Annotated in this window: 22 protein-coding genes; 18 read left to right on the top strand and 4 right to left on the bottom strand. The window is 72.8% G+C overall.

Annotated elements, in window-relative coordinates:
- From pucL to ACFFIA_RS04925, 15 genes are all read left to right on the top strand, one after another.
- The gene (gene pucL / locus ACFFIA_RS04995; RefSeq protein ID WP_377246059.1) at positions 1-852 is read left to right on the top strand and encodes a factor-independent urate hydroxylase; all 852 of its coding nucleotides are present in this window, start codon (positions 1-3) and stop codon (positions 850-852) included.
- Complete coding sequence (locus ACFFIA_RS04990; RefSeq protein ID WP_377246056.1) at positions 852-1,739, top strand: FAD binding domain-containing protein; 888 nt, start codon at positions 852-854, stop codon at positions 1,737-1,739. Before pucL ends, ACFFIA_RS04990 begins: the two co-directional genes overlap by 1 nt.
- Positions 1,740-1,764: 25 nt before the next feature.
- Positions 1,765-2,238, top strand: coding sequence for a (2Fe-2S)-binding protein (locus ACFFIA_RS04985; protein ID WP_377246053.1), 474 nt, complete (start codon positions 1,765-1,767; stop codon positions 2,236-2,238).
- Complete coding sequence (locus tag ACFFIA_RS04980) at positions 2,235-3,569, top strand: 8-oxoguanine deaminase (RefSeq protein ID WP_377246050.1); 1,335 nt, start codon at positions 2,235-2,237, stop codon at positions 3,567-3,569. Before ACFFIA_RS04985 ends, ACFFIA_RS04980 begins: the two co-directional genes overlap by 4 nt.
- Positions 3,566-5,779 (top strand): xanthine dehydrogenase subunit D, encoded by a 2,214-nt coding sequence (gene pucD, locus ACFFIA_RS04975; protein WP_377246047.1) that lies wholly within the window; start codon positions 3,566-3,568, stop codon positions 5,777-5,779. The genes ACFFIA_RS04980 and pucD overlap by 4 nt, the downstream gene beginning before the upstream one ends.
- 46 nt (positions 5,780-5,825) lie before the next feature.
- Positions 5,826-6,038 carry a hypothetical protein gene (locus ACFFIA_RS04970; protein WP_377246044.1) on the top strand — a complete coding sequence of 71 codons (213 nt, stop codon included), beginning with the start codon at positions 5,826-5,828 and terminating at the stop codon, positions 6,036-6,038.
- A complete protein-coding gene (locus ACFFIA_RS04965; protein WP_377246041.1) occupies positions 6,035-6,463 on the top strand; it encodes a type II toxin-antitoxin system VapC family toxin in 429 nt (142 codons plus the stop codon). The genes ACFFIA_RS04970 and ACFFIA_RS04965 overlap by 4 nt, the downstream gene beginning before the upstream one ends.
- Positions 6,464-6,831: 368 nt before the next feature.
- Positions 6,832-8,913: an ABC transporter permease gene (locus ACFFIA_RS04960; protein ID WP_377246038.1), complete on the top strand. Its 2,082-nt coding sequence runs from the start codon at positions 6,832-6,834 to the stop codon at positions 8,911-8,913.
- Positions 8,914-8,921: 8 nt separating this feature from the next.
- Positions 8,922-10,451: a ferredoxin gene (locus tag ACFFIA_RS04955; RefSeq protein ID WP_377246035.1), complete on the top strand. Its 1,530-nt coding sequence runs from the start codon at positions 8,922-8,924 to the stop codon at positions 10,449-10,451.
- Between the two features lie 102 nt (positions 10,452-10,553).
- On the top strand, positions 10,554-11,711 hold the full coding sequence (locus ACFFIA_RS04950) for a DUF6986 family protein (RefSeq protein ID WP_377246032.1): 1,158 nt from the start codon (positions 10,554-10,556) through the stop codon (positions 11,709-11,711).
- A gap of 7 nt (positions 11,712-11,718) precedes the next feature.
- Positions 11,719-12,999: an allantoinase AllB gene (gene allB, locus ACFFIA_RS04945; RefSeq protein WP_377246029.1), complete on the top strand. Its 1,281-nt coding sequence runs from the start codon at positions 11,719-11,721 to the stop codon at positions 12,997-12,999.
- Positions 13,000-13,066: 67 nt separating this feature from the next.
- Positions 13,067-14,080, top strand: a complete 1,014-nt coding sequence (alc, locus tag ACFFIA_RS04940; protein WP_377246026.1) for an allantoicase — start codon at positions 13,067-13,069, stop codon at positions 14,078-14,080.
- Positions 14,081-14,276: 196 nt separating this feature from the next.
- Positions 14,277-15,485 (top strand): D-mannonate dehydratase ManD, encoded by a 1,209-nt coding sequence (manD, locus tag ACFFIA_RS04935; RefSeq protein ID WP_377246023.1) that lies wholly within the window; start codon positions 14,277-14,279, stop codon positions 15,483-15,485.
- A gap of 118 nt (positions 15,486-15,603) precedes the next feature.
- The gene (locus tag ACFFIA_RS04930; protein ID WP_377246020.1) at positions 15,604-16,026 is read left to right on the top strand and encodes a hypothetical protein; all 423 of its coding nucleotides are present in this window, start codon (positions 15,604-15,606) and stop codon (positions 16,024-16,026) included.
- Positions 16,026-16,253, top strand: coding sequence for a helix-turn-helix transcriptional regulator (locus tag ACFFIA_RS04925; RefSeq protein WP_377246017.1), 228 nt, complete (start codon positions 16,026-16,028; stop codon positions 16,251-16,253). Before ACFFIA_RS04930 ends, ACFFIA_RS04925 begins: the two co-directional genes overlap by 1 nt.
- A gap of 98 nt (positions 16,254-16,351) precedes the next feature.
- Here ACFFIA_RS04925 and ACFFIA_RS04920 read toward each other — a convergent pair whose 3' ends face one another.
- Together ACFFIA_RS04920 and ACFFIA_RS04915 are read right to left on the bottom strand one after the other, a co-directional pair.
- Positions 16,352-18,220, bottom strand: coding sequence for a sigma-70 family RNA polymerase sigma factor (locus tag ACFFIA_RS04920; RefSeq protein WP_377246014.1), 1,869 nt, complete (start codon positions 18,218-18,220; stop codon positions 16,352-16,354).
- 90 nt (positions 18,221-18,310) lie between these two features.
- Entirely contained in the window at positions 18,311-18,814 is a 504-nt protein-coding gene (locus tag ACFFIA_RS04915; protein ID WP_377246011.1) for an Lrp/AsnC family transcriptional regulator, read from the bottom strand.
- Between the two features lie 109 nt (positions 18,815-18,923).
- On the opposite strand from ACFFIA_RS04915, the gene hppD reads away from it, so the two are divergent.
- On the top strand, positions 18,924-20,117 hold the full coding sequence (gene hppD, locus ACFFIA_RS04910; RefSeq protein WP_377246008.1) for a 4-hydroxyphenylpyruvate dioxygenase: 1,194 nt from the start codon (positions 18,924-18,926) through the stop codon (positions 20,115-20,117).
- 19 nt (positions 20,118-20,136) lie between these two features.
- A complete protein-coding gene (gene fahA / locus ACFFIA_RS04905) occupies positions 20,137-21,357 on the top strand; it encodes a fumarylacetoacetase (RefSeq protein ID WP_377246273.1) in 1,221 nt (406 codons plus the stop codon).
- Here the strand turns inward: fahA and ACFFIA_RS04900 are convergent.
- Entirely contained in the window at positions 21,304-21,933 is a 630-nt protein-coding gene (locus tag ACFFIA_RS04900; protein ID WP_377246005.1) for a TetR/AcrR family transcriptional regulator, read from the bottom strand. The genes fahA and ACFFIA_RS04900 overlap by 54 nt on opposite strands.
- 56 nt (positions 21,934-21,989) lie before the next feature.
- Between ACFFIA_RS04900 and ACFFIA_RS04895 the strand changes: the two genes are divergently transcribed.
- On the top strand, positions 21,990-23,885 hold the full coding sequence (locus ACFFIA_RS04895; RefSeq protein WP_377246270.1) for a HelD family protein: 1,896 nt from the start codon (positions 21,990-21,992) through the stop codon (positions 23,883-23,885).
- A 202-nt stretch (positions 23,886-24,087) separates the two neighbouring features.
- Here the strand turns inward: ACFFIA_RS04895 and sthA are convergent, their stop codons facing one another.
- Positions 24,088-25,500: a Si-specific NAD(P)(+) transhydrogenase gene (sthA, locus tag ACFFIA_RS04890; RefSeq protein WP_377246002.1), complete on the bottom strand. Its 1,413-nt coding sequence runs from the start codon at positions 25,498-25,500 to the stop codon at positions 24,088-24,090.
- Positions 25,501-25,562 lie beyond the last annotated feature (62 nt).

Genomic DNA, 25,562 nt, shown 5'->3' with positions numbered 1-25,562 from the left:
ATGGGGATCGTGCTGGGACCCAACCGGTACGGCAAGGCGGAGACCCGCGTCGTGCGCGTCGTGCGCGACGGCCAGCGCCACGAGCTGCGCGACCTCAACGTGAGCGTGTCGCTCTCCGGCGACCTCGACGCGACCCACCTCGCCGGCGACAACGCGGGCGTGCTCCCCACCGACACGCAGAAGAACACCGTGTACGCCTTCGCCAAGGAGCACGGCATCGACCAGCCGGAAGACTTCGCGCTGCGGCTGGCCCGCCACTTCGTGGCCTCGCAACCCACCATCCACCGCGCGCGTGTCCACATCGAACAGCATTCGTGGCAGCGCCTCGGACCCCACTCCTTCCAGCGCGACGGCGGCGAGACGCGCACCACCACGGTCACAGTGGACACCGCCGGGGAGTGGGTCGTGTCCGGGCTCGCCGGTCTCGTGCTGCTGAACTCGACCGACTCGGAGTTCTGGGGGTACGCGAAGGACGGCTACACGACACTCCCCGAGACCAGGGACCGCATCCTCGCCACCGCCGTCGACGCGCGGTGGCGCTTCGCCGCCCCGACCGACTGGGCCGACTCCTACCCCGGGGTGCGGGCGGCGCTGGTGGCGGCGTTCGTGCAGACGTACAGCCTCTCGCTCCAGCAGACGCTCTACGCGATGGGGCGGCGCGTGCTGGAGGAGCGCCCCGAGGTGGTGGAGGTGCGGCTGGCCCTCCCCAACAAGCACCACCTGCTGGTCGACCTGGCGCCGTTCGGGCTGGACAATCCGAATGAGGTTTTCGTCGCCGCCGACCGGCCGTACGGCCTGATCGAGGGGACGGTGCTGCGCTCCGACGCACCTTCGTACGACGGGGCGTTCTGATGGACTTCCGGCAACCGTCCACATGGGATGAGGCACTCGCCGCCAAGGCCGACCACCCCGAGGCCACACCGATCGCGGGCGGCACCGACGTGATGGTGGAGCTCAACTTCGACCGCCGCCGCCCGCCGGTGCTACTCGACCTCACACGGGTCGCCCCGCTGACCGAGTGGGCGTTCGACGGCGAGGTGCTGCGCGTGGGGGCGGGCGTGCCGTACAGCCGGATCATCGACGAGCTTGGCGGCCTGCTCCCCGGGCTGGCGATGGCCGCGCGTACGGTGGGCTCTCCGCAGATCCGCAACCGCGGCACGGTCGGCGGCAATCTGGGCTCGGCCTCCCCGGCGGGCGACGCTCATCCGCCCCTGCTGGCCGCGGGGGCCGAGGTGGAGCTGGCATCGGTACGCGGCGTGCGGCGAGTGCCGGTCGCGGAGTTCTTCGCCGGCCCGAAGCGGAGCGTCCTGGAGCCGGACGAGCTGATCGCCGCGGTCCGGGTCCGCGCGGTCACCACCCCCGGTGGCGCTGGCGTGCCGCGCGTCGCGGAGCAGTTCGCGAAGATCGGCACTCGCAACGCGATGGTGATCGCGGTCTGCTCGTTCGCGCTGGCGCTGGACGCCTCCCGCCGGACAGTGGGCACCGGGATCGGCTCGGCGGCGCCCACGCCGGTGCGCGCCACGGCGGCGGAGGCGTTCCTGGCCGAGGCCCTGGACTGGACGTCGCGCGACCCGGTGCCGCCGGCGGTGGCGACGGAGTTCGGGCGCCTGGTCGCGGAGGCGGCGGCGCCGATCGACGACGTGCGGGGCACCGCGGCGTACCGGCGGCACGCCCTCTCGGTGCTCGCCCGCCGCACGCTCGGCTGGGCCTGGGCCGACCTGACAACCGAGCGGTCGTGAGTCCACACAGGTGGTAGGAGGGGCGATGAGGGTCAACTGCACCGTGAACGGGGAGGCCCGGCAGGCCGACGACGTGTGGCCCGGCGAGAGCCTGCTCTACGTGCTGCGCGAGCGGCTCGGGCTGCCCGGCTCGAAGAACGCCTGCGAGCAGGGCGAGTGCGGTTCGTGCACCGTGTACCTCGACGGCACGCCGGTGTGCTCGTGCCTCGTCGCCGCGGGGCAGGCCGAGGGGCGTGACGTGGTGACGGTGGAGGGGCTGGCGTTCGGGCGCGTGCAGGAGGCGTTCCTCCAGGCCGGCGCGGTCCAGTGTGGATTCTGCACGCCCGGGCTCGTGGTGGCGGTGCACGACCTGCTGGCGCGCGAGGAGAAGCCCAGCGACCCGGACATCCGCGAGGCGCTGGCGGGCAACCTGTGCCGGTGCACCGGATACGAGAAGATCCTCGACGCCGTGCGGCTGGCCGCCGGGGCCGAGGCGCCGAGCGGGGCGGCGGCCCGATGATCGTCGTCGAGGGGTGCGCGGTCGCCACTGTGGACGGCCAGGGCACGGAGTACGCCAGCGGTCACGTCGCCGTCGACGGGGACCGGATCGTCGCGGTGGGGGCGGGCACCTACCCGGGCGAGGGAGAGCGGGTCGACGGGCGGGGCTGCCTCGCCACGCCGGGCCTGGTCAACACTCACCACCACCTGTACCAGTGGGCCACGCGCGGCCTCGCCCAGCAGGAGAACCTCTTCGGCTGGCTCACGGAGCTGTACCCCGTCTGGGCACGCCTGGACGACGAGGTGGTGGCCGCCACGACGGCGGCCGGGCTGGGCTGGTTGGCCCTGTCGGGCTGCACGACGAGCACCGATCACCACTACGTGTACCCCGCGGGCGCGGGCGACCTGATGGCGGCGCAGGTGACCGCGGCGGGCGAGATCGGGCTGCGCTTCCATCCGTGCCGGGGTTCGATGGACCTTGGGCGCTCGGCCGGTGGGCTGCCTCCCGACGAGGTGGTGGAGGAGACCGAGGCGGCGCTGGTGGCCACCGAGGAGGCGATCGACCGGTATCACGACCCCTCGCCCGGCGCGATGGTGCGGATCGCGGTGGCGCCCTGCTCGCCCTTCTCGGTCACCGGAAAGCTGATGAGCGAGTCGGCCGCGCTCGCCCGCCGCCGCGGCGTACGGCTGCACACGCACCTGGCCGAGACGGTCGAGGAGGAGGAGTACTGCCGGGAGACGCACGGCTGCACTCCCGCGGAGTACGCGGAGCGGCTCGGCTGGCTCGGCGACGACGTGTGGCTGGCGCACGCGGTGCACCTCGACCCCGGCGCGGTGGCCCGCTTCGGCGAGACGGGTACCGGCGTGGCGCACTGCCCCAGCTCCAACGCGCGGCTGGGCGCGGGCATCGCGCCCGTACCCGACCTGCTGGCCGCCGGCGCGCCGGTTGGTCTCGGCGTGGACGGCTCCGCGTCGCAGGAGGGCGGGCAGCTCGGCGCCGAGCTGCGGATGGCGCTCTACGCGGCGCGGCTGCGCGGCGGGCCGACCGCGCTCACCGCCCGCCAGGCGCTGTCGCTCGCGACGACCGGCGGGGCGCGGTGCCTCGGGCGGGCCGGCGAGCTGGGCTCGCTGGAGGTGGGCAAGCTCGCCGACGTGGCGCTGTGGCGCGTCGACGACCTGGGCCACGCCGGCATCGACGACCCGGTGGCGGCGCTGGTCTTCGGCCCGCCGGCCACTGTGGAGCTGTTGCTGGTCGGCGGCCGGCGCGTGGTCGAGCGGGGCGAGCTGCGCACCGCCGACGAGCGGGAGCTGGCCCGCCGGGGGGTACGCGCGCACGAGAGGCTCCGCCGATGACCACTGTGGACAACGCGGTGCGGGAGGGCGTCGGCGCGAGCACTCGCCGCCCCGACGGCACGCTGAAGGTGCGGGGCGAGTTCGCGTTCTCCTCCGACCTGTGGCACGCGGACATGCTGTGGGGCGCGACGCTGCGTGCCCCGTACCCCCACGCGCGGATCCGCGGCATCGACCTGACCGCGGCCCTCGCGCTGCCGGGGGTCTACGCCGTCCTCACGCAGGAGGACGTGCCGGGCGCCAAGCGGTACGGGCTGGAGATCGCCGACCAGCCGGTGCTCGCCATGGGCGAGGTGCGCTACCAGGGCGAGCCGGTCGCGATCGTCGCCGCCGACCATCCGGAGACGGCGCGGCGGGCGGCCGGGCACATCGCGGTCGACTACGCGGAGCTGCCGCCGGTCACCGTGCCGGAGCGGGGCCGGCTGCTGCGGCGCGTACCGGTGCGCACCGGCGATCCACGAGCGACGGCCGAGGTGGTGGTCACCGGCGAGTACGAGGTGGGCATGCAGGACCAGGCCTTCCTCGGCCCGGAGTCGGGGCTCGCGGTACCGGCCGAGGACGGCGGGGTCGACCTCTACGTGGCGACTCAGTGGCTGCATGTGGACCGCAAGCAGGTCGCCGCCTGCCTCGGCCTGCCCGAGGAAAAGGTGCGGCTCAGCCTCGCCGGCGTGGGCGGCGCGTTCGGCGCCCGCGAAGACCTCTCGATGCAGGTGCACGCCAGCCTGCTCGCGCTGCGCACGCGGCGGCCGGTCAAGATGGTGTACGGCCGGGAGGAGTCCTTCTACGGCCACGTGCACCGGCATCCGGCGAAGCTGTGGTACGAGCACGGCGCCACGCGCGACGGCGACCTGGTGTACGTGCGGGCGCGCATCGTGCTCGACGGCGGTGCCTACGCCTCCAGTTCCACCGCCGTCGCGGCCAACGCGGCCACGCTCGGCGTCGGGCCGTACGAGGTGCCCAATGTGGACGTGGAGGCGAGCGTCTACTACACCAACAACCCGCCGTGCGGGGCGATGCGCGGCTTCGGGGCGGTGCAGGCGTGCTTCGCGTACGAGTCGCAGATGGACAAGCTCGCCGGCGCGCTCGGAATGCATCCGCTCGACCTGCGCATCCGCAACGCGATGACGTCCGGCTCGCGCATGCCCACCGGCCAGTTGGTGGATGGGCCGGCGCCGGTCGCCGAGCTGCTCGCCCGCGTACGCGACCGGCCCGCGCCACCACCACCGTCCACTCCGGACTTGCGCGCGCTGCCCGGCGGCGTCGGAAACACCACGCACGGCGAGGGCGTGGTGCGCGGCGTCGGCTACGGGATCGGCATCAAGAACGTCGGCTTCTCCGAGGGCTTCGACGACTACTCCACCGCCCGCGTGCGCCTTGAGGTGATCGGCGGCGAGCCGGCCGTGCTGGTGCACACCGCGGCGGCCGAGGTGGGGCAGGGGCTGGTGACCGTACAGGCGCAGATCGCCCGCACCGAGCTGGGCGTCGAGCGGGTCACGGTCGCCACCGCGGACACCGGCGTGGGGAGCGCCGGGTCGACGTCGGCGTCGCGGCAGACGTACGTGACCGGCGGCGCCGTGCGGGCCGCCTGCCAGGCCGTACGGGCCACGCTGCTCGCCCGGGTCGGCGGCGCGGAGATCGCGGGCGGCAAGGTGCTCTCGCCGGGCGGCGCGGTGCTGGCCGACCTGGTGGAGGCGATCGGCGACGAGCCGGTCGAGGAGACGGTGGAGTGGCGGCACCGCCCCACGCATCCGATCGATCCGGAGACGGGGCAGGGCGACGCGCACGTGCAGTACGCGTTCGCGGCGCACCGGGCCACGGTCGACGTCGACGTGGAGCTTGGGCTGGTCAAGGTGGTGGAGATCGCCACCGCACAGGACGTGGGCAGGGCGATCAACCCACTCGCCGTCGAGGGCCAGATCCACGGGGGTACGGCACAGGGGCTGGGCCTGGCGCTGATGGAGGAGATCCAGGTCGTGGACGGGGTCGTACGCAACCCCTCCTTCACCGACTATCTGATCCCGACGATCCTCGACGTGCCCCCGATGTCGGTCGACGTGCTGGAGATGGCCGATCCCCACGCCCCGTACGGCCTGCGCGGGGTGGGCGAGCCCCCGACGATCTCCTCCACGCCCGCGATCGTGGCGGCGGTGCGCGCGGCGACGGGCCAGGCCCTGGCCCGGGTCCCCATCCGCCCCGAACACATCACCGGCTGAGTCACTGGGGCGCCCAGCGGCCTCCGACCGGCCTAGACTGGTGGACATGACGAGCAAGGAGCAGCTCCTCGACCTGGTCGAGCACCTTGATGAGGCCCAGGCGGCCGAGGTGCTCGATCTCCTTGCCGCCCGGTTCCCGGAGCGCACCGCCGAGCGCGAGCTGCCCGGCTTCGTGGGGATGGGACACAGCGGTCATGGTGATCTTGGTCGTCGGGCGAAGGAGATCGTCCGCAAGGAGCTCGGCGGGCGCGCGGCGTGAGCCGGCCGGTCGTTGTCGTCGACACCGGCCCGCTGGTGGCCCTCGCCGACGGCGATGACGCTGATCATGAGCGGTGTGTGAAATGGCTCCGCACCTGCACCGCCCGTTTGGTGATCCCGTCGCCGATCGTCGCTGAAGCGTGCTATCTGCTCGGCAGTCGATGCGGGGCGGAGGTCGAGGCCGCGTTCTTGGAGGCATTGGTCGACAACGAGCCGTTCGAGGTCGTGGCGCCCGGACCTGGGGACTATCTGCGGATGGCGGAGTTGGTGCGCGTTACGCCGATTTCCCCTTGGGCGGATCAGACGCGGCCGTCGTGGCACTGGCCGAGCGGCTGGGAGCGGTGGAGATCGCGACCCTGGATCGCAGGCACTTCTCGGTCGTGCGGCCGCGGCGTTCGCGCTGGTGCCCGCCTGACGTCGCCGTAGCGGAGATCGCCGCCGCCGCGAGGTGCCGGACCCCGGTCGCCCGGGATGCTCGGACCGGTGGTCGAGCTGTAGTCGGACGGTTACCGCGAGCAGGCGTCTGGCCTCGGTAAACGCCGCCGTTGTATACCGGCGGTTGCGGATCGCAGCGCCCGGTTAGCGCCCCCTTATGCGTCCCTTAAGACACGCAGATCTTCCAAAGTCGGTTCAACCAAGTTCGACCCTCGGTACGTACACGTGGGGCGGAGACGTGTGCGCGAAGCGAGGTGACCACTCGATGCGGTGAGCACGATCGGACCGGGTGAAGGGCAAGTCACTAGGTTGGGGAAGGTCGGTAAGTCTTGCTGAAGCGGAAGTACGAAGAGCGCTCCGTGGAACGCGACGGTGATACCGGAACGGTGGAGACGACGAGCAGCACGACCGGTGCGAAGCGGAAGCTTCCGCGGCTCCCGCTGTTCGGTGGGCTCGTCTTCCTGTCACTGGCGATGTGGGCCGCGAGCACCACGTTCGGTGGGGCGCTCGCCTCGGTCTACGTCTACGCGTTCCTCAATTTCTTCGCCGGCGTGGTCTCGCTGGTGGCGCTCTCGCTGACGGTCATGTGTGGCCTGGTGGCCACCGACCGTTTCTTCCTGAAGATCGGTCACCGGGTCTTCTTCCAGGGCCTGCACCGGGCGACGGCGATCATCGCGATGGTCTTCCTGGGCCTGCACATCTCGATGAAGGTGCTGTCCGGGGCGGCGACGGTGATCGACCCGTTCGTGCCGTTCGCCAACCCGCTCGACCCGATCTACATCGGACTGGGCACGGTGGCCAGCTATCTGATGGTGACCACGTTCTGGACCGGCCTGATCCGGGCGCGCTTCGCCGGCAGCGGCAAGCCGTGGATGTGGCGCACGCTGCACGCCACCTCGTACGTCGCCTGGCCGGCCGCGCTCGGCCACGGTCTCAACGCCGGCCGCCCGGCCGCGACCTGGGTCGTGCTGAGCTACGCCGCCTGCGTGGTGGGCGTGCTGGTCGCGCTGTTGGTGCGGGTGTACGTCACGCTGGGCCGCCGCACCACCGGCAAGGTCGGCCCCGCCGCGGTCGGCGTCAACGTGGAGACGGCGATCATGCCGCGGATCACCGACAGCCCACTGCGCCGGGAGACGGGCGAGAACCCGATGACGTCGACCCGCGAGCAGCGTGCGATCCGCGACGAGGAGGCCGCGATTGCCGAGGCGACCCGGATGATGACCACTGCGCGGCCGCCGCGCGAGCGGGAGGCCGAGCGGCAGGACACGCGGGTCGGGTACGCGATGCCGGTCGCGCCGCCCCAGCAGCGCCGCCCTCGCGAGGAGGAGCGGGCGCCGGACGAGCTGGTCTCACCGGGCGAGCGGCGGGCTTCGCGCGGGGAGCGTTCGGAGCGTGTGGAGCGTTCGGCGCGCGGTGAGCGTGTTGAGCGCGGTGAGCGTGTTGAGCGCGGTGAGCGTGTGGAGCGCGGTGAGCGTTCGGACGCCCGGCGCTCGCGGCTGGAGCAGATGGACGAGCGGGCCGAGGAGCGGCGCGTGATCGAGCGGCCGGCCGCCCGGCGGGCCGAGCGGGTCGACATGGGCGAGCGCATCGACGATCTGCGCCAGCAGGAGCGCCGCTCCTCGCGTTCCGGGACGCGCGCCGAGGACAAGCGCAGCGCGACCCAGTGGCGCCGCCGGTCCAAGGGCGGGAAGAAGGAGGAGGCCGAGCTCGCCGACCGTGAGTGGTACGAGAGCCTGCGCGGCAACGAGCCGGTCTCCGGGTACGGCCCGGTCTCCGGCGCGTACGCCCCCTCCTCGCCGGCCCCGGCGCCCCAGCCGGAGCGGGAGCGGTACGGCCGTTCCGAGCAAGGCGGTGGCCAGCGCCGGGCGGACTCGGGGGGCGAGCGGTGGACGTCGCCGGCCGACGAGCGGTACGCGGACATCGACCCGGTCTCGGCCCCGGTCGGCCGGTACGACCAGAGCCGCGAGCCGGTCTCCGGTCCGGCCCCGCGCTACGACCAGAGCCGCGTCGACCCGGTCTCCGCGCCGGCCGGCCGGTACGACCAGGAGCGCTACGACGAGCGGTACGAGGAGGAGCGCCCCCGCCGGGCGGCGTTGCGCCTGGTCACCACCGAGGACGACGCGCCGCGCCAGTCGCGCCGTTCCCGGTCGGCCCGGCGCGAGCGCGAGGAGTCCCGGCACAGCCGCCGCGACGAGGCCCGGCACAGCCTGGGCGAGGACGACGGGCCGGTCCAGTACGCCTCCGAGCCGGGCTACGAGCGCCCCGGCCCGTACCCGCCGGCGGTGGACCCGGCCCCGTCGCGCCGTGCGCGGCGCGCGGCGTCGGAGATGGCCGACGCTGGTGAGCGGCCCTCGCGGCGCGGCCGTCGGGCCGCCGGCGGCGAGGACCTGGACGACCGTGACGCCTACTGGACTCGACCGAGGGAAGGGTATGGGAGGTGAACGGAGGGATGGTTCCGGCCGTCGGTCGCGCCGGCCCGGCCCGGTTGACCGCGGGCTTTGAACAGTTCGGGCGCCTGGATCTCTGGGATCACCAGCAGGTCCACGGTGACCTGCGCCCGATGTCGAGCGCGGAGCTCATCTCCCTCGCCGAACAGATCAAGCTCACCGGGCGGGGCGGGGCGGCGTTCCCGTTCGCCCGCAAGGTCCGCGCGGTCATCGACTCGGCGATGCGGCAGGAGAAGCCGATCGTCGTGGTGGTCAACGCCACCGAGGGCGAGCCGGCGGCCTGGAAGGACAAGGTGCTGCTCGCCCGTGCGCCGCACCTGATCCTCGACGGCGCCTCGCTGGCCGCGTGGGCGCTGGAGGCCGAGGAGATCGTGATCGGCGTGGAGAAGGACCACGTCGGGCACGAGTCGCTGCGCCAGGCGCTCGCCGAGCGGCGGATGCCCGCGCCGACCCGGATCGTGGGCGTACCGCACCGGTTCATCTCCGGCGAGGGCGGCGCGCTGGTCCGCGGCATCAACGGCGAGGCGCACATCCCGCCCGGCCGCAAGGTGCGCTCCAGCGACTCCGGTGTGGACGGGCTGCCCACGCTGCTCTCCAACGCGGAGACGTACGCCCAGCTCGCGTACGCGGCGAGCATCGGCCCGTACGAGTACGCCGCGGTCGGCACCGCCAAGGAGCCGGGCACGGTCATGCTCACCATCACCGCCAACGGCAAGCCGAGCGTGGTGGAGGCGCCGACCGGCGTACCGCTGAAGGAGGTCCTGCGCATGTGCGGGACCACGCCCGGGCAGGGGCTGCTCCTCGGCGGGTATCACGGAAAGTGGATCACTCCGGAGGCCGCCTCCCGCGCCGAGGTCTCGCGGGAGAGCCTCACCGAGGTCGGCGGCACGCTCGGCGCGGGCATCATGGTCCCGCTGCCCGACGACACCTGCCCGCTCGGCGAGGTGGAGCGGGTCATGCACTACATGGCGGCCGAGTCCGCGGGGCAGTGCGGCCCGTGCCGACTCGGCCTGCCCGACCTCGCGCGTACCGTCTCGAAGCTGGTCGAGGGGGGCGGCGGCCAGGCGGCCGTGCGCGCGGCGGCCGGCGTGGTGAAGGGGCGCGGCGCGTGCAGCCACCCCGACGGCACGTCGCGCTTCGCGCTCTCCGCGCTGGAGGTCTTCGCCGAGGACATCGCCGCGCACGCGTACCACGACGGCTGCGGCCGCCGGGTCAAGGGCGTGCTGCCGCTCTCCAGCTCTCCGGAGACCGAGGGTACGACCGGCGGCGTCGGCAAGCTCGTCGTCGACTGGACCCGGTGCGACGGGCACGGGCTCTGCGCCCACCTCGTGCCGGAGCTGATCCGGCTGGACGGCAACGGCTACCCCGCGATCGCCGACACTCCGGTGCCGAACTGGCTGGAGGCGGACGCCCGCCGGGCCGTCGACATGTGCCCGGGGCTCGCGCTCCGGCTCACCGGCGTCGCGCAGAGCGGCGGCAAGCGCGGCAAGACCAAGGAAGCCAAGCGGAGACCGTCAAAACCGCTCCGCTAGGGGTTAACGTTCATGAGTGACCGAGATACCCAGTGACGCGGCCCGGGAGTTCGTCGCCGACCTCCTGACCTCGCCGGCGTACGAGCTGACCGGCTAGCCCAAGTGTTTCCGGACTCCTTTCTGGACACTGTGTTCGCCGAGCTGGACACCTTGCTCGGCGGGGTCGACGCGGAGTTGGCCGCGCGGTATCCGGGGGATCCGGGCGGGCGGCAGCCGGTGCACACGGTCTACGTGCCGGCCGACCGGATGCACACCGGGCTGCTCGCCGAGTGGGGCGACGCCGCTCGCGCCGCGCTCGACGCGCATCCGCCACTGCCTTTCGCCGAGGAGCTTCGCGCGCGAGTGCTGTCGAAGCTGGAGCGGGAGCCGATCGAAGACCTGCGGATCGACTTCGAGGACGGCTACGGCATCCGCGACGACGCCACCGAGGACGCCGACGCGGTGACCACCGCCGCCGCGCTGCGCGACGGGGAGGTGCCGCCGTTCGTGGGGCTGCGGGTCAAGAGCCTGGAGGCGCCGACCCGCCGCCGCGCGGTCCGCACGCTCGCCGTCTTCCTGTTCTGGTACGGCGGGCTGCCGCCCGGCTTCGTGGTGACGTTGCCGAAGGTGAGCGCGGTGGAGCAGGTGGCCGCGATGTCCGTCGTGTGTGGGCGGCTGGAGGAGGCGCTGAGGTTGCCGCCCGGCGGGCTGCGCTTCGAGGTGCAGGTGGAGACGGCGCCCGCCGTGCTCGGCGCCGACGGCCGGGCCACGGTCGCGCGGCTGATCGAGGCGGCCGGGGGTCGCCTGGCCGGGCTGCACTACGGCACGTACGACTACAGCGCCGGCCTCGGCATCGCGGCGGCGCAGCAGAGCCTGGAGCATCCGGCGGCCGACCACGCCAAGGCGGTGATGCAGGTGGCGGCGGCCGGCACCGGCGTGCGCCTCTCCGACGGCTCCACCAACGTGCTGCCGGTGGGCGACACCGCGGCGGTGCACGAGGCGTGGGCGCTGCACGCGCGGCTGGTGCGCCGGTCGCTGGAACGCGGCTTCTACCAGGGCTGGGATCTGCATCCGGCGCAGCTGCCGACCCGCTACGCGGCGACGTACGCCTTCTTCCGGGACGGCGCACCGGCCGCCCGCGCCCGGCTCGCGGCCTACCGGGAGCGGCGCGCCGGCGGCATCCTCGACGAGCCGGCCACCGCGCGGGCCCTGGAGGGCTTCCTGGCGCGGGGCGTCCACTGTGGCGCGCTCGACCCCTCGGAGGCGGACCTTGAGCTATGATTTTGTGGTGCGGTCGCGCCGGGCGGTGCTGCCGGACGGGGAGCGGCCCGCGGCGGTGTTCGTGCGCGACGGCCGGATCGCGGCGGTCGAGCCGTACGACGCGCCCGGGCCCGACGGCGTCGACCTGGGCGAGGTCGCGCTGCTGCCCGGGCTGGTCGACACGCACGTGCACGTCAACGAGCCTGGCCGCACGGAGTGGGAGGGCTTCGCCACGGCGACCCGCGCCGCGGCGGCAGGCGGGGTGACGACCATCGTGGACATGCCGCTCAACTCGCTGCCGCCCACCGTCTCGGTCGACGCGTTGGCGCTCAAGCGGGCGGCCGCGACCGGACAGTGTCATGTGGACACCGGCTTCTGGGGAGGTGCCGTCCCCGGCAACGCCGCCGACCTGCCCGCGCTGTACGAGGCCGGCGTCTTCGGCTTCAAGGCGTTCCTCGTCGACTCCGGCGTGCCGGAGTTTCCGCCGCTCTCTCCTCCGGAGCTGGCGGAGGCGCTCGCCGCCGTGGACGCGCTCTTCGTCATCCACGCCGAGGACCCGGCGGCCATCGCCCCCGCCACCACGTCGCCGCACTACGCCGACTTCGTCGCCTCCCGCCCGCCGCTCGCGGAGACCGGCGCGGTCGGCACGGTCGTGGCGGCGGCCGCGGCGACCGGCCGGCGGCTGCACGTGCTGCACCTTTCCGCCGCCGAGGCACTGCCGTCCATCGTGGACGCGCCCACCGTGACCGCCGAGACCTGCCCGCACTACCTGGCGCTCACCGCCGAGGAGGTGCCGGACGGAGCGACCGAGTTCAAGTGCTGCCCGCCGATCCGCGGCGCGGCCAACCGCGACGCGCTGTGGCAGGGGCTGGCGAGCGGCGCGATCGACTGCGTGGTCTCCGACCACTCGCCCTGCGCACCGGAGCTGAAGCGCGCCGACACCGGCGACTTCGCCGCGGCCTGGGGCGGCATCGCCTCGCTCCAGCTCGGCCTGCCGGTGGTGTGGACGCAGGCGGCCGCCCGCGGCTTCACCCTCGCCGACGTGGTGCGGTGGATGGCGGCCCGCCCGGCGGAGATCGTCGGCCTCTCCGGCAAGGGGCGCATCGCGGTGGGGTACGACGCCGACCTGGTGGCCTTCGAGCCGGACGCCGCCTTCGTCGTCGACGCGGGCCGGCTGCGCCACCGGCACGCGGTCACGCCGTACCACGGCCGGGCGCTGCTCGGGAAGGTCCGCACCACCTGGCTGCGCGGCACGGTCGTAGACGGCGTCAAGCCGAGAGGGCGGCTGCTGTCGCGAGGTGCGGCGTGAGCGAGCTAATCGTTGGGCACAGCGCGTGTGGAGCCTCGTGCCCGCCCGCGGCGAAGCGAGGACGGGCATGAGCTGGCGGCTGTCGCCCGACCTCGCGTCCCGCCTGCTGGGCGGGAGCGTCGTGGCTGCCAACGACGAGTTCTTCGCCGCCCGCGACAACCTCGTCACCGACGCGCCGCCGAGCTTCGCCGCGCAGACCTTCGGCCCCAAGGGTCAGGTCTACGACGGTTGGGAGACCCGCCGGCGCCGCGAGCCGGGTCACGACTGGGCGATCGTGCGGCTTGGCGCGCCCGGCATCGTGCGTGGCGTGGTGGTCGACACCGCGTACTTCACCGGCAACTTCCCGCCGTACGCCGCCGTCGAGGGCGTCGCCGTGGACGGGTATCCGAGCCCTGCGGAGCTGTCGTCCGCGCCGTGGGCGCCGCTGGTGGCGAAGTCGCCGCTCGCGGGGGACACGCGCAACGAGTTCGACGTGACCGACCCGCACCGGTGCACTCACGTGCGGCTCACCATCCATCCCGACGGCGGCGTGGCGCGGCTGCGCGTACACGGTGAGGTGGTCCCCGACCCCGCGCTCCTGCCGGCGGTGTTCGACCTCGCGGCGATGGAGCACGGCGCGCTGGTGGTGGGGTGCAGCAACATGTTCTACGGCCCGCCGCACCGCCTCATCGCGCCCGGTCTCGCCCGCGTGATGGGGGAGGGCTGGGAGACCGCCCGCCGCCGCGACGACGGCAACGACTGGGCAGTCGTCAAGCTGGCCGGGCCCGGCGTCGTACGCGTCGCCGAGCTCGACACCAGCCACTTCAAGGGCAACGCGCCCGGCGCGGCCAGCCTCCGCGGCGCCGACGCGCGCTCGGCCGACCTGGACGACCCGGCGGCCTGGTTCGACATCCTGCCCCGCACGCGCCTCCAGCCCGACACGCGCCACCGCTTCCCGATCCCGAGCGCGACGCCGGCGACGCACGCTCGGCTCGACATCTTCCCGGACGGCGGCATGGCCCGCCTGCGCCTCTACGGCGAGCTGACCGGCGAGGGCCGGGCCGCGCTGGCCGCCCGCTGGCAGTCGACCAGCCGGCCCTGACCCCGCCGCGCCCTCCGGCGACGATCGCATCGCTTGACTACCTGGGCGGCGCTTGGCTACGTTCCCTTCCGGAACAGTTCCGGAAAGAGTGTTCTGGCAGCCGCGACCTCTCGCGTGCGGGCGGACGGGTCGCGGGCGCGGGTCGTCGCGGTGGGCGGCGGCCCGCGCGCGCCGTGTCGGGCGAGGAGGACCTCGGGTGAGGATCGTGGACGCGCGGGTGATCGTCACCTGCCCCGGTCGCAACTTCGTGACGCTGAAGCTGGTCACCGAAGACGGCGTGACCGGGGTCGGCGACGCCACGCTCAACGGGCGGGAGCTGGCCGTCGCGAGCTACCTGAGCGAGCACGTGGTGCCGCTGCTGATCGGGCGGGACGCGGCGCGCATCGAGGACACCTGGCAGTACCTCTACAAGGGCGCCTACTGGCGGCGCGGGCCGGTCACGATGAGCGCGATCGCCGCGGTCGACACCGCGCTGTGGGACATCAAGGGCAAGGTGGCCGGCCTCCCGGTGTACCAGCTACTGGGCGGGCGGTCGCGCGAGGGCGTCACGGTGTACGGGCACGCGAGCGCGGACACGGTGGACGGTGTGCTGGCGCGCGCGGCCGACTTCGTGCGGCAGGGCTACAGGGCGGTGCGCGTGCAGACCGGCGTACCGGGGCTCTCCGATGTGTACGGTGTGCACGCCGGCCCCGGTGTGTACGAGCCGGCCGGCGCCGCCGTGCCGACCGAGGCGGTGTGGTCGACCGAGCGCTACCTCGACCACGTGCCGGCGGTCTTCGCCCGCGTGCGCGAGGAGTTCGGCCCGCACCTCAAGCTGCTGCACGACGTGCACCACCGGTTGACCCCGATCGAGGCAGCGCGACTGGGCAAGAGCCTCGAGCCGTACGCGCTCACCTGGATGGAGGACCCGGCGCCGGCCGAGCTGCAGGAGGGGTTCCGGCTGATCCGGCGGCACACCACCACGCCGATCGCGGTGGGCGAGGTCTTCAACAGCATCTGGGACTGCCAGCGGTTGGTGAGCGAGCAGTTGGTCGACTACGTGCGGGCGACGGTGGTGCACGCGGGCGGCATCACACACCTGCGGCGGATCTTCGACTTCGCCGCCCTCTACCATGTGCGCAGCGGCTCGCACGGCGCCACCGACCTCTCGCCGGTCTGCCTCGCGGCGGCGCTCCACCTCGACATCAGCATCCCCAACTTCGGACTCCAGGAGTACATGCCGCACGCGGAGGTGACCGACGAGGTCTTCCCGCACACGTACCGGTTCGCGGAGGGCTACCTCCATCCGTCCGAGGAGCCGGGGCTCGGCGTCGACATCGACGAGGAGCTGGCGGCCCGATACCCGTACAAGCCGGCGGCGCTGCCGGTCAACCGCCTCGAAGACGGCACGCTGCACAGTTGGTGACCGGCGCGGGCCCACCGGGCGTGGGCCCGCGCCCCAACTCGCCCCCACACGGCCACGCCCAGCTTGGCTGAGTTAAGAATACTTGACATCGTGTCTGGTTCGCTTTACCTTCATGGTCATGTCCTTCGAGGAGAAGCGGGCGTGGATCTACGCGGCGATCGCGGTGGCGGTGCCGGCGGTCTACGCCGTCGTGGTGCTGCGACGGCTCGCCGGCACCGATGTCGCCGACGTGGCTTACATCCGGCCCCTGATCACCGCGATCGTCGCCGCGATGGTGCTCAACGTCGTGGCAAACATCGTGGCCGGCATGTTCAGCCGCCGCGAAGACGTGGATCGCAAGGACGAGCGCGACCGCCAGATCCACCGGGTCGGTGAGTGGGTCGGCTTCCACGTGATGAGCCTCGCCGCGCTGGTGCCGCTCGTGCTGGCGATGACCGAGGCCGCCTACTTCTGGATCGCCAACGCGATCTACCTGGCGTTCTGCCTGGCGGCGCTCGGCTCGTCGATCGCGAAGATCGTCGCTTACCGGCGGGGCTTCTGATGGTCAAGCCCACTCGGGTCACCAACTCGATCCGCGCGCTGCGCTTCAACCACGGGGAAATGACGCAGGCCGAGCTGGCCGACCGCATCGGTGTGACCCGCCAGACCATCATCGCGATCGAGCAGGGGCGCTATTCGCCGTCGCTGGAGATGGCCTTTCTCATCGCACGCGTCTTCGAGGTGCCACTCGACGACGTCTTCCAGTACCCCGATGACGAGCCCTCGTGATCACGGCGTCCAGTCGGCGTGGTGGGCCATCGAGCGGAGCGCGACCTTCGGCGGCGTGAGCCGCATCGCGCGTACAGCGCCTGACCGGGCCGGGACGGCTACCGGGCGGCGACGAAGGCGCGGCCCACGGCGGTCGGGGACGTGCCGCTGCGGAAGAGGCCGGACTGGTCCTTGTCGGTTGCGGGCAGGCCGAACCAGGCGTACCGGTGCAGGAACGAGAGACCGCCGAGCATCTTCGCCGCCGCCGTCAGAAAGGCGGCCTGCTGGGCCTGGCTGGGGAAGCGGACACCGCCACCAGAGAAGTCGATGAGTGCGAACTCGGTCAGCCAGATCGGCTTCTTGTACCGGTCGTACACCGCCTGGAGGTAGCGGCGGAGCTGGTCGACGGCGTTGGCGGTGGTGAAGTCGCCGCCGTACCAGTGCAGGGCCACGAAGTCGACCCGGTAGCCGCGGGACTTGGCGCCGGACATGAACCGGTCGAGCCAGCCGCCCGGGTCGGCGCCGCCGAAGGCAACCGCGGGGCTGCTCAGCTTGCTGCCGGTCGCCTGGAGCCGGGGCCACAGCTCGAGCGCCTGCTCGACGCTCATGTTGGCCTGCCCGTCCAGGTCGGGCTCGTTGAAGGCGAGCAGGTACGGCCCGGCCGCCTTGGCCGCCGCGAGCGCGGAGTCGTTGACGTCCTTGGCGCCCCAGATCATCGGTACGAACTGCGTGCCCCGCGGCGTGGTGACCCCCTCGTGGCGGGGGTTCCAGGTGTAGTACCAGCTCGCTTTCGAAGCGGCGAGCGCCTGGCTGACGCCGTCGAACTCCCAGACCGCCACGCCCTTCTTGGGCGACGTGGCGGCCGGCGGAGCGGCGGGCGCCTTGGTGGTGGTGCGGGGCGTGGCGGTCGGGCTGGCCGGCGGCCCGGTCGTCGGCGCGGGAGTGGGAGTCGCGGCCGGGCTGGGGCTCTCCACGGTCGTGACGACCGGGGGCAGAGGATTGGCGGCCGGTGCGGGGGCGGGGGAGCGGTTGAGGTGGACCCCGACCAGCGTCGCCGTCGCCAGCACCACGACCGTGGCCGCGGCGGCGAGCGGCACGGTGAGCCCACTGGACCCGGCCGCGGCGCCGGCCACCTTCGCCGACGTCGCCACCGCGCCCGCCTTTCCGGCGAGCAGCGTCGGGGCGGCCGGCCCGCCGAACTTGCCGGCCAGCGCGGCCGGTACCGGCAGCATCGAGACGCCGGCCAGCAGCCGGTCGATCGGTACGAGGTCGCCGGAGGTGCGGGCGCAGACCACACAGTCGCGTACGTGCCGGGCCAGCCGCTTGCGCCAGAGCGAGTCGGGCACGCCGTTCCACGAGGTGGCGACCGCGCGGAGGGCGGCGCATCCGGGCTGGGCGCGGAGCGCGCGTACGACGGTGCGGGCGGTCTGGATCTGCTCCTTCATCCGGTGGATGCGCACGCCCGCGTGGTTGGGGGAGAGGCCGAGCGCGCCGGCGAGGTCGGAACGCTCCAACTCGCCCGCCTCCTCCAGCCACCAGAGCGCGATCAGCTCCTGGTCGTCGGCATCCAGCCAGCGGGTCGCCTCGGCCACCTCGCGCCGCTGGTCGGTGAGGCCGAGCCGGGCGATGGTCAGGTCGGCGAAGTCGGGGCCGGGGTCGGGCACGTCCTGCATCGCCTCGACGCCGACCGGCCGCGCGGGCGAGGTGCGCCGGTGCAGCTCCCAGTCGCGCACCTGGCGGATCGTGATCGCCACCAGCCAGGGGCGGTAGGCGCCCGGGTCGCGCAGGTCGGAGAGGTGGCGCACCACCCGTACCAGCGTCTCCTGGACCACGTCGTCGACGTCGGCGTGACCGCGCAGCGCGCGCCCGACGATGTTGTAGACCAGCGGGAGCGAGGCGGCGACCAGCGCGTCGAGCGCGTGCGCGCCGCCCTGCTGCGCCGCGCTGACCAGCGCGGCGTCCGGTGTGGCCCGACCGGTACGGGACATCCGCCTGCCTCCCTCCGACGGCACGCCACGCGTGCCGGTGCCGACCCTTCCGTATGTGGAGACCCGCGGCCCACCGCCGGATTACAGAAATCAGCGCGGATTCTTGTACGACGGCGCGTGGTGCGCGCCCCGCCGCGGACCCTGCGTGAGCAGCGGCAGCGTGCGGTGCGCGACCACCGTGGAGAGGACCACCACACTTGTGGAACGGCGGATGCCGGCCGAGCGGTTGAGTTCGAGCAGGATCTGTTGCAGGTCGTCGTTGGAGCGGGCGGCCAGCCGGCAGAGCACGTCACCGGTGCCGGTCGTCGCGTACGCCTCCAGCACGCCGGGGAGCGCCAGCAGGTGCTCGGTCACCTCGTCGAGCCGCCCCTGCGCGATCTCCAGCGTCACGTACGCCTGGACGGGGTAGCCGGCGGCACCGAGGTCGATCTGCGGCCCGTAGCCGGTGACGACGCCGGAGGCGCGCAGCCGCTCCATGCGCGCGGTCACGGTGGCGCGGGCGACGCCGGCCAGCCGGGACAGCTCCAGCACGCCGATCCGGGGATGCTCGGTGAGCAGGCGCAGCAGGGCGATGTCGAGGGCGTCCAGCTCCATTAGTCAACCTGCCTAGCTTTTTGCCGGATGTGCTGTGCGAATTGTTCAACCTGACTAGCTCACGATACGCCAGTTGCATAGGCGACCGGCACGCGTTCAGATGTTTGTCATGACCGTCGAACACGTTCTGACCGATGACGAGCGGCTCGCGGATCTCAGCCTCGAGCAGCTGAAACAACTCGTGGGGCTGGTGGAGTACGACGAGCACGCCGACCCGTTCCCGGTGATCGGCTGGGACGCGATCGTGTGGATCGTCGGCAACGCGACCCAGGCCGCCCGCTTCTACCAGCTGGCGTTCGGGATGGACCTCGTCGCGTACTCGGGGCCGGAGACCGGCAACCGCGACCACTGCGCGTACGTGCTGCGCAGCGGCGCCGTGCGGTTCGTGCTCAAGGGCGCGGTCGACCCGGTCAGCCCGCTGGTCACGCACCACGACAAGCACGGCGACGGGGTGAGCGACATCGCGCTGGAGGTGCCCGATGTGGACGCCTGCGTGGCGCACGCCCGATCGCAGGGCGCGACGATCCTGGACGAGCCGTACGAGCTGAGCGACGAGCACGGCACCGTGCGGCTGGCGGCCATCGCGGCGTACGGGGACACGCGCCACACGCTCGTCGACCGCTCCCGCTATCACGGCCCGTACCTGCCCGGCTACGTCGCCCGTACCGCCACACTCCCCAAGCGCCGCCGGCTTTTCCAAGCCCTCGACCACGTCGTGGGCAATGTGGAACTTGGCAAGATGGACGAGTGGGTCGCGTTCTACAACCGGGTCATGGGCTTCACCAACATGGCCGAGTTCATCGGCGACGACATCGCCACCGACTACTCGGCGCTGATGTCCAAAGTGGTCGCCAACGGCAACCACCGGGTCAAGTTCCCGCTCAACGAGCCGGCCGTGGGCAAGCGAAAGAGCCAGATCGACGAGTTTCTGGAGTTTTACCGCGGCCCCGGCGCCCAGCACCTCGCCCTCGCCACCAACGACATTCTGACCACGGTGGACCGGCTGCGGGCGGCGGGCGTGGAGTTCCTGGACACGCCGGACTCGTACTACGAGGACCCCGAGCTGCGGGCGCGGATCGGCAACGTACGCGTGCCGGTCGAGGAGCTGCAGAAGCGGAAGATCCTGGTCGACCGGGACGAAGACGGCTATCTGCTGCAGATTTTCACGAAGCCGATCGGCGACCGGCCGACGGTGTTCTTCGAGTTCATCGAGCGGCACGGGTCGCTGGGCTTCGGCAAGGGCAACTTCAAGGCCCTCTTCGAAGCCATCGAACGCGAGCAGCAGCGCCGGGGCAACCTCTAGTGTCGGCCGCGTGAGTCTCGTGACGTGGGCGCCCGGCGTCGAGGCCGGACATCCGTACGGCGTGCACAACCTGCCCTACGGCGCTGTCTCGGCCGGCGGCCCGCCCCGGCTGGTGGTGCGGATCGGCGACCTGGCGCTCGACCTGGCGGCGGCCTGCGAGCGGCTGCTGCCCGAGGTCGCGCCACTGGTCAGCGGGCCGGTGCTCAACCCGCTGCTGGCCGCGCCGGCGACCACCTGGCGGCGGCTGCGGGTCGCGCTGCGCGGCTGGCTGACCGACGCCTCGGTCCGGCCGGTGGTCGAGCCGCTGCTCAGTCCGCTGGCCGGCACGGCGACCCACCTGCCGTTCGAGGTCGGCGACTACGTCGACTTCTACGCCTCCGAGCACCACGCCTCGGCGGTCGGGCGCATCTTCCGGCCCGACACACCGCCGCTGCCGGACAACTGGAAGCACCTGCCGATCGGCTACCACGGGCGCTCCGGCACCGTGGTCGTCTCGGGCACGCCGATCGCCCGCCCGCACGGCCAGCGCCGCGTCTCCGGCGGCGGTGTCGAGGTCGGCCCGAGCCGTCGCCTGGACATCGAGGCCGAGGTGGGCTTCGTGCTCGGCGCCGGTACGCGCCTCGGCGAGCCGGTCGCGCTCGCCGACGCGGCCGAGCACATCTTCGGCGTGTGCCTCGTCAACGACTGGTCCGCGCGTGACCTGCAGGCGTGGGAGTACGTTCCGCTCGGCCCCTTCCTCGGCAAGTCCTTCGCGACGTCGGTCTCCCCCTGGGTCGTACCGCTGGATGCCTTGGAAAGCGCGCGGACGCCGCCGCCTCCGCGCGAGCCTGCGTTGGTGTCCTATCTGGACGATTCGAGCCTGGCGCCGTGGGGGCTGGACATCGCGCTGGAGGTCGAGCTCAACGGCGCGGTCGTGTCCCGGCCGCCGTTCCCGGCGATGTACTGGACGGCCGCGCAGATGCTCGCGCACATGACGGTCAACGGCGCCTCGATCCGCCCCGGCGACCTCTTCGCCTCCGGCACGGTGAGCGGGCCGGAGCCGGATCAGGCGGGCTCGCTGCTGGAGCTGAGCCAGGGCGGCCGGTCGCCGCTGTCGCTGCCGGGCGGGGCGACCCGATCCTTCCTGGAGGACGGTGACGAGGTGGTGATCCGGGGTCGCGTGCCGGCCGCGCCGGGGCGTCCGGAGCTAGCCCTCGGCGAGGTCACCGGGGTAGTGGTGGCCAAGGCCGCGCTCCAGTAGGTCGAAGGCGTCGCCGGCGGCCTCCGCGGCCTCCCGGTGGATCTCGGCGGCGGAGCGTCCCGCGATGAGCCGCCGCCAGTTGTCGCGGGCCAGGATCCGTTGCACCGCGACGATCTGCCCCGCCGCCACCAGTGCGGTCAGGCCGCCGCCGAGCGCCTCGGCGAGCGCGGTCTCCTCCGCCTCGGTGTAGCTGGCCACGCGGGCCGCCAGGCTGGGCGTCGAGAAGACCAGCCGGTGGTACGCCAGCACGCGCGCGTCGTCGTTGAGGCCGGTCACCGGGTCGCGCCGGTCGAGGCCGTCGAGGAAGTGCCGCCGCAGCGCGGCGAGCGGGCTCTCGTCGGGGCGCCGCGCCCGCACCACGCGGGCCGCCTCGCCCTGATGATCGGCGATGCGGTGCAGGACCAAGTCTTCCTTGGTCGCGAAGTACTTGAACAGGGTCGGCTTGGAGACCTCGGCCGCCTCCGCCACGTCCGCCACCGAGACCGCGTCGTAGCCACGCTCCAGGAACAGTGAGATCGCCGCCGCGGAGATCGTGTCGTGCGTGCGCTGCTTCTTGCGTTCGCGGAGGCCGGTCACGTAGCCGATACTACACTCGGACAAACTCTTTACTGGGTTAAGCTAGTCGCGTGACGATGGAAGAGGAGCGGGCGTACCTCGGCGCCGCGCGAGCCGCGCTGGCCCGCATGCTCGACCTCGCCCGGCACCGCGTCGCCACCGGCGAGCAGGTGGCCGGGGACCGGTACACCGCCGAGACACTCGGCCGGATGCTCCGCGGCCACGCCAAAGAGCTGGCCGAGGAGCCGGACGGACCGCTGTACTTCGGCCGCCTCCGCTTCGGCGACGGCGCGACCGCGGGCGACCACGGGGGTCAGACCTACTACATCGGCCGGCGGCACATCGCCGACGAGGCGGGCGAGCCCATGGTCATCGACTGGCGGGCGCCGGTGTCCCGCACCTTCTACCGGGCCAGCGCCCGCGATCCGATGGGCGTCGCGGTCCGCCGCCGGTACGGGTGGCGCGAGGGCATCCTGACCGGTTTCGAGGACGAGCGACTCAGCCAGGGCCAAGAGGGCACCAGCCGGATCGTGGCCGAGGAGATCGAGCGGCCGAGGGTCGGGCCGATGCGGGACATCGTCGCCACGATCCAGCCCGAGCAGGACGACCTGGTCCGCGCCGGTCTGGACGGATCGGTGTGCGTGCAGGGCGCTCCGGGCACCGGCAAGACGGCGGTCGGGCTGCACCGCGCCGCGTACCTGCTCTACACCAACCGTCGCCGCCTCAAGCGCGAGGGCGTGCTGGTCATCGGCCCCAACCCGGCGTTCCTGCGGTACATCTCGGCGGTCCTCCCGGCCCTCGGCGAGGTAGACGTCGCGCAGCGCACGCTCGACCAGTTGCTCGCCCGCCGGCCGGTCTCCACCACCGACACCGACGCGGCGGCGATCGTGAAGCACGACGCGCGGATGGCCGCCGTGCTCGCCCGCGCCCTCTACGCCCGCCTCGGCGAGCCGGCCGGTCCGCTGACCGTCGCCGAGGACTCGGCCCGCTGGCGGGTCTCCGAGCACGCGCTCGGCCGCCTGATCGACGAGGTCTGGCAGGAGTCGCTGCCGTACGGCATCGGCCGCGAGCGGCTGCGTTCCCGCGTGGTGGGGCTGCTGCGGCGCCAGGCCGAGGCGCGCGGGTACGCGCCGGGCGCCGCCTGGGTGCAGCGGATGGGCCGCTCCCGCCCGGTCCGCGACCTCCTCGACCGCGTGTGGCCCGCGGTACGCCCGCAGGAGGTGGTGTCCGCGCTGCTCCGCGACCCGTCCGAGGCCGCCGACGGCATCCTGACGCCGGCCGAGCAGGAGGCGATCACCCGGCGTACGACCAGGTGGTCGGCCGCCGACCTGGTGCTGCTCGACGAGGTGGCCGGGCTGATCAACCATCCCGAGACGTACGGGCACATCATCGTCGACGAGGCCCAGGACCTCTCCCCGATGGAGTGCCGCGCGCTGGCCCGCCGCAGCGTGCACGGCTCGCTGACCGTGCTCGGCGACCTCGCCCAGGGCACCGCGCCGTGGGCAGCGACGAACTGGTCGCAGCAGCTGACCCACCTCGGCAAGCCCGACGCCCGTCTGGTGGCGCTGACCGCCGGCTTCCGCGTGCCGGGCGCCGTGCTCGCGCTGGCCAACCGGCTGCTCGCCACCCTCGACGTGGACGTGCCGCCGACCCGGGCGGTACGCGGCGAGGGCTCGGTGCGAGTACGCCGGAGCGACGACCTCCCGGCGGCGACGGCGGCGGCGGTACGCGAGGCACTGGCGTACGAAGGCTCGGTAGGTGTGCTCACCCGCGAGCCCTTCGTATCCGACAGCGACCGGGTCACGGTGCTGCCTCCGGCCATGGCGAAGGGCCTCGAGTTTGACCATGTGGTGCTCGTCGAGCCGGCCGACCTCGTGCCGCGCCTGCTCTACGTGGCGCTGACCAGGGCGGTCTCCCGCCTCGACATCGTGCACCGCCGCCCACTGCCGCCAGCCATCCACCCCGCGCCCTGACCGAGACGGTTGACCGGCATCAGGACGCGGTCCCATCGCGGGTCCACTATGGACAAACGGCGGGTCGAGCCCGCCCTCCTGGTCTGGCGGCGGCAGGAAGCCGTGTCGCGGAGGGTGAGGCCGCGGGAGCAGCGGTCTGGAGCGCGGCGGACATCGCGGTAGCTCGAAATCTCTGCCGGTAGCGGCGCGACCGGAGGGCGGTCTACGTGCGGAGGCGGTCGATGCTGCGCATCTTGTTCATCGCGTCGAGCGCCGCGATCTTGTAGGACTCGGCCAGCGTCGGGTAGTTGAACACCGTGTCGACCAGGTAGTCGATCGTGCCCTTGCAGCCCATCACCGCCTGGCCGATGTGGACGATCTCGGTGGCTCCGGTGCCGAAGACGTGCACGCCGAGCAGCGTGTGGTCGTCGGGGGAGACGAGGAGCTTGAGCATGCCGTACGAGTCGCCGATGATCTGGCCGCGGGCCAGCTCGCGGTAGCGGGAGACGCCGGTCTCGAAGGGCACGCGGCTCTCGGTCAGCTCGTCTTCGGTGCGCCCCACGAAGCTGATCTCCGGGATCGTGTAGATGCCGATCGGCTGGAGCTCGTGCATCGCGCGCACCGGCTCGCCGCAGGCGTGGTGGGCGGCGAGCCGGCCTTGCTCCATCGAGGTGGAGGCGAGTGCGGGGAAGCCGATCACGTCGCCCACCGCGTAGATGTGCGGCACCTCCGTGCGGTAGTGCTCGTCGACCTTGATGCGCCCCCGGCCGTCGGCGGTCAGCCCGGCCGCCTCCAGGTTGAGCTGGTCGGCCATGCCCTGGCGACCCGCGGAGTACATGACCACGTCGGCCGCGATCCGCTTGCCGCTCTCCAGCACGGCGATCGCGCCACGCGCGTGGTGCTCGACCGAGGCGACCGCCTCGCTGAACCGGAACGTCACCGCCAGGTCGCGCAGGTGGTACTTGAGCGCCTCGATGATCTCCAGGTCGCAGAACTCCAGCATGCGGTCGCGCCGCTCCACGACCGTCACCTTCGAGCCCAGCGCGGCGAACATCGACGCGTACTCGATGCCGATCACGCCGGCGCCGACCACCACCAGCGACTGGGGGACGTGCTCGAGGTTGAGGATGCCGTCGGAGTCGATGATCGTGCGGTCGTCGAACTCCACCGAGGACGGACGTGCCGGGCGCGTGCCGGCGGCGACCACGATCTTCTCCGCGGTCACCTTGGACTCGCGGCCGGAGTCGTCGACGATGCGGAGCGTGTGCGGGTCGGCGAAGCCGCCGGTGCCGGTGAGCAGCCGGATACGGTTGCGGGCGAGCTGGCTGCGGATGATGTCGATCTCGCGCCCGATCACGTGCTGAGTGCGCGCGGTGAGGTCGTCGACGGTGACGTCGTCCTTGAGCCGGTAGCTCTGCCCGTAGAGCTCGCGCTGGTTGAGCCCGGTGAGGTAGAGCACGGCCTCGCGCAGGGTCTTCGACGGGATGGTGCCGGTATTGATGCACACCCCGCCCACCATGTGACGTCGCTCGATCACGGCGACCCGGCGGCCCAGCTTGGCGGCGGCGATCGCGGCCTTCTGCCCGCCGGGGCCGGAGCCCAGCACGAGCACGTCGAAGTCATACACGCCGACCATTCTCGCAGGCCCTGGTTACCGGAGCCTTACGAAGATCCGGCCGTGACCGTCGTACGGTTGGT

It is taken from the genome of Phytohabitans kaempferiae, assembly GCF_042433955.1.
Lineage (GTDB): Bacteria > Actinomycetota > Actinomycetes > Mycobacteriales > Micromonosporaceae > Phytohabitans > Phytohabitans kaempferiae.
Note: the sequence above shows the minus strand (reverse complement) of the source record. Positions and strands in the feature narration are given on the sequence as shown.

What these genes read in the sequence shown, in the direction of transcription:
- pucL (WP_377246059.1), top strand. Translation starts at nt 1, where the DNA reads ATGGGGATCGTGCTGGGACCCAACCGGTACGGCAAGGCGGAGACCCGC.
- ACFFIA_RS04990 (WP_377246056.1), top strand. Translation starts at nt 852, where the DNA reads ATGGACTTCCGGCAACCGTCCACATGGGATGAGGCACTCGCCGCCAAG.
- ACFFIA_RS04985 (WP_377246053.1), top strand. Translation starts at nt 1,765, where the DNA reads ATGAGGGTCAACTGCACCGTGAACGGGGAGGCCCGGCAGGCCGACGAC.
- ACFFIA_RS04980 (WP_377246050.1), top strand. Translation starts at nt 2,235, where the DNA reads ATGATCGTCGTCGAGGGGTGCGCGGTCGCCACTGTGGACGGCCAGGGC.
- pucD (WP_377246047.1), top strand. Translation starts at nt 3,566, where the DNA reads ATGACCACTGTGGACAACGCGGTGCGGGAGGGCGTCGGCGCGAGCACT.
- ACFFIA_RS04970 (WP_377246044.1), top strand. Translation starts at nt 5,826, where the DNA reads ATGACGAGCAAGGAGCAGCTCCTCGACCTGGTCGAGCACCTTGATGAG.
- ACFFIA_RS04955 (WP_377246035.1), top strand. Translation starts at nt 8,922, where the DNA reads ATGGTTCCGGCCGTCGGTCGCGCCGGCCCGGCCCGGTTGACCGCGGGC.
- alc (WP_377246026.1), top strand. Translation starts at nt 13,067, where the DNA reads ATGAGCTGGCGGCTGTCGCCCGACCTCGCGTCCCGCCTGCTGGGCGGG.
- ACFFIA_RS04930 (WP_377246020.1), top strand. Translation starts at nt 15,604, where the DNA reads ATGTCCTTCGAGGAGAAGCGGGCGTGGATCTACGCGGCGATCGCGGTG.
- ACFFIA_RS04925 (WP_377246017.1), top strand. Translation starts at nt 16,026, where the DNA reads ATGGTCAAGCCCACTCGGGTCACCAACTCGATCCGCGCGCTGCGCTTC.
- ACFFIA_RS04920 (WP_377246014.1), bottom strand. Translation starts at nt 18,220, where the DNA reads ATGTCCCGTACCGGTCGGGCCACACCGGACGCCGCGCTGGTCAGCGCG.
- ACFFIA_RS04915 (WP_377246011.1), bottom strand. Translation starts at nt 18,814, where the DNA reads ATGGAGCTGGACGCCCTCGACATCGCCCTGCTGCGCCTGCTCACCGAG.
- hppD (WP_377246008.1), top strand. Translation starts at nt 18,924, where the DNA reads ATGACCGTCGAACACGTTCTGACCGATGACGAGCGGCTCGCGGATCTC.
- ACFFIA_RS04895 (WP_377246270.1), top strand. Translation starts at nt 21,990, where the DNA reads ATGGAAGAGGAGCGGGCGTACCTCGGCGCCGCGCGAGCCGCGCTGGCC.
- sthA (WP_377246002.1), bottom strand. Translation starts at nt 25,500, where the DNA reads ATGGTCGGCGTGTATGACTTCGACGTGCTCGTGCTGGGCTCCGGCCCC.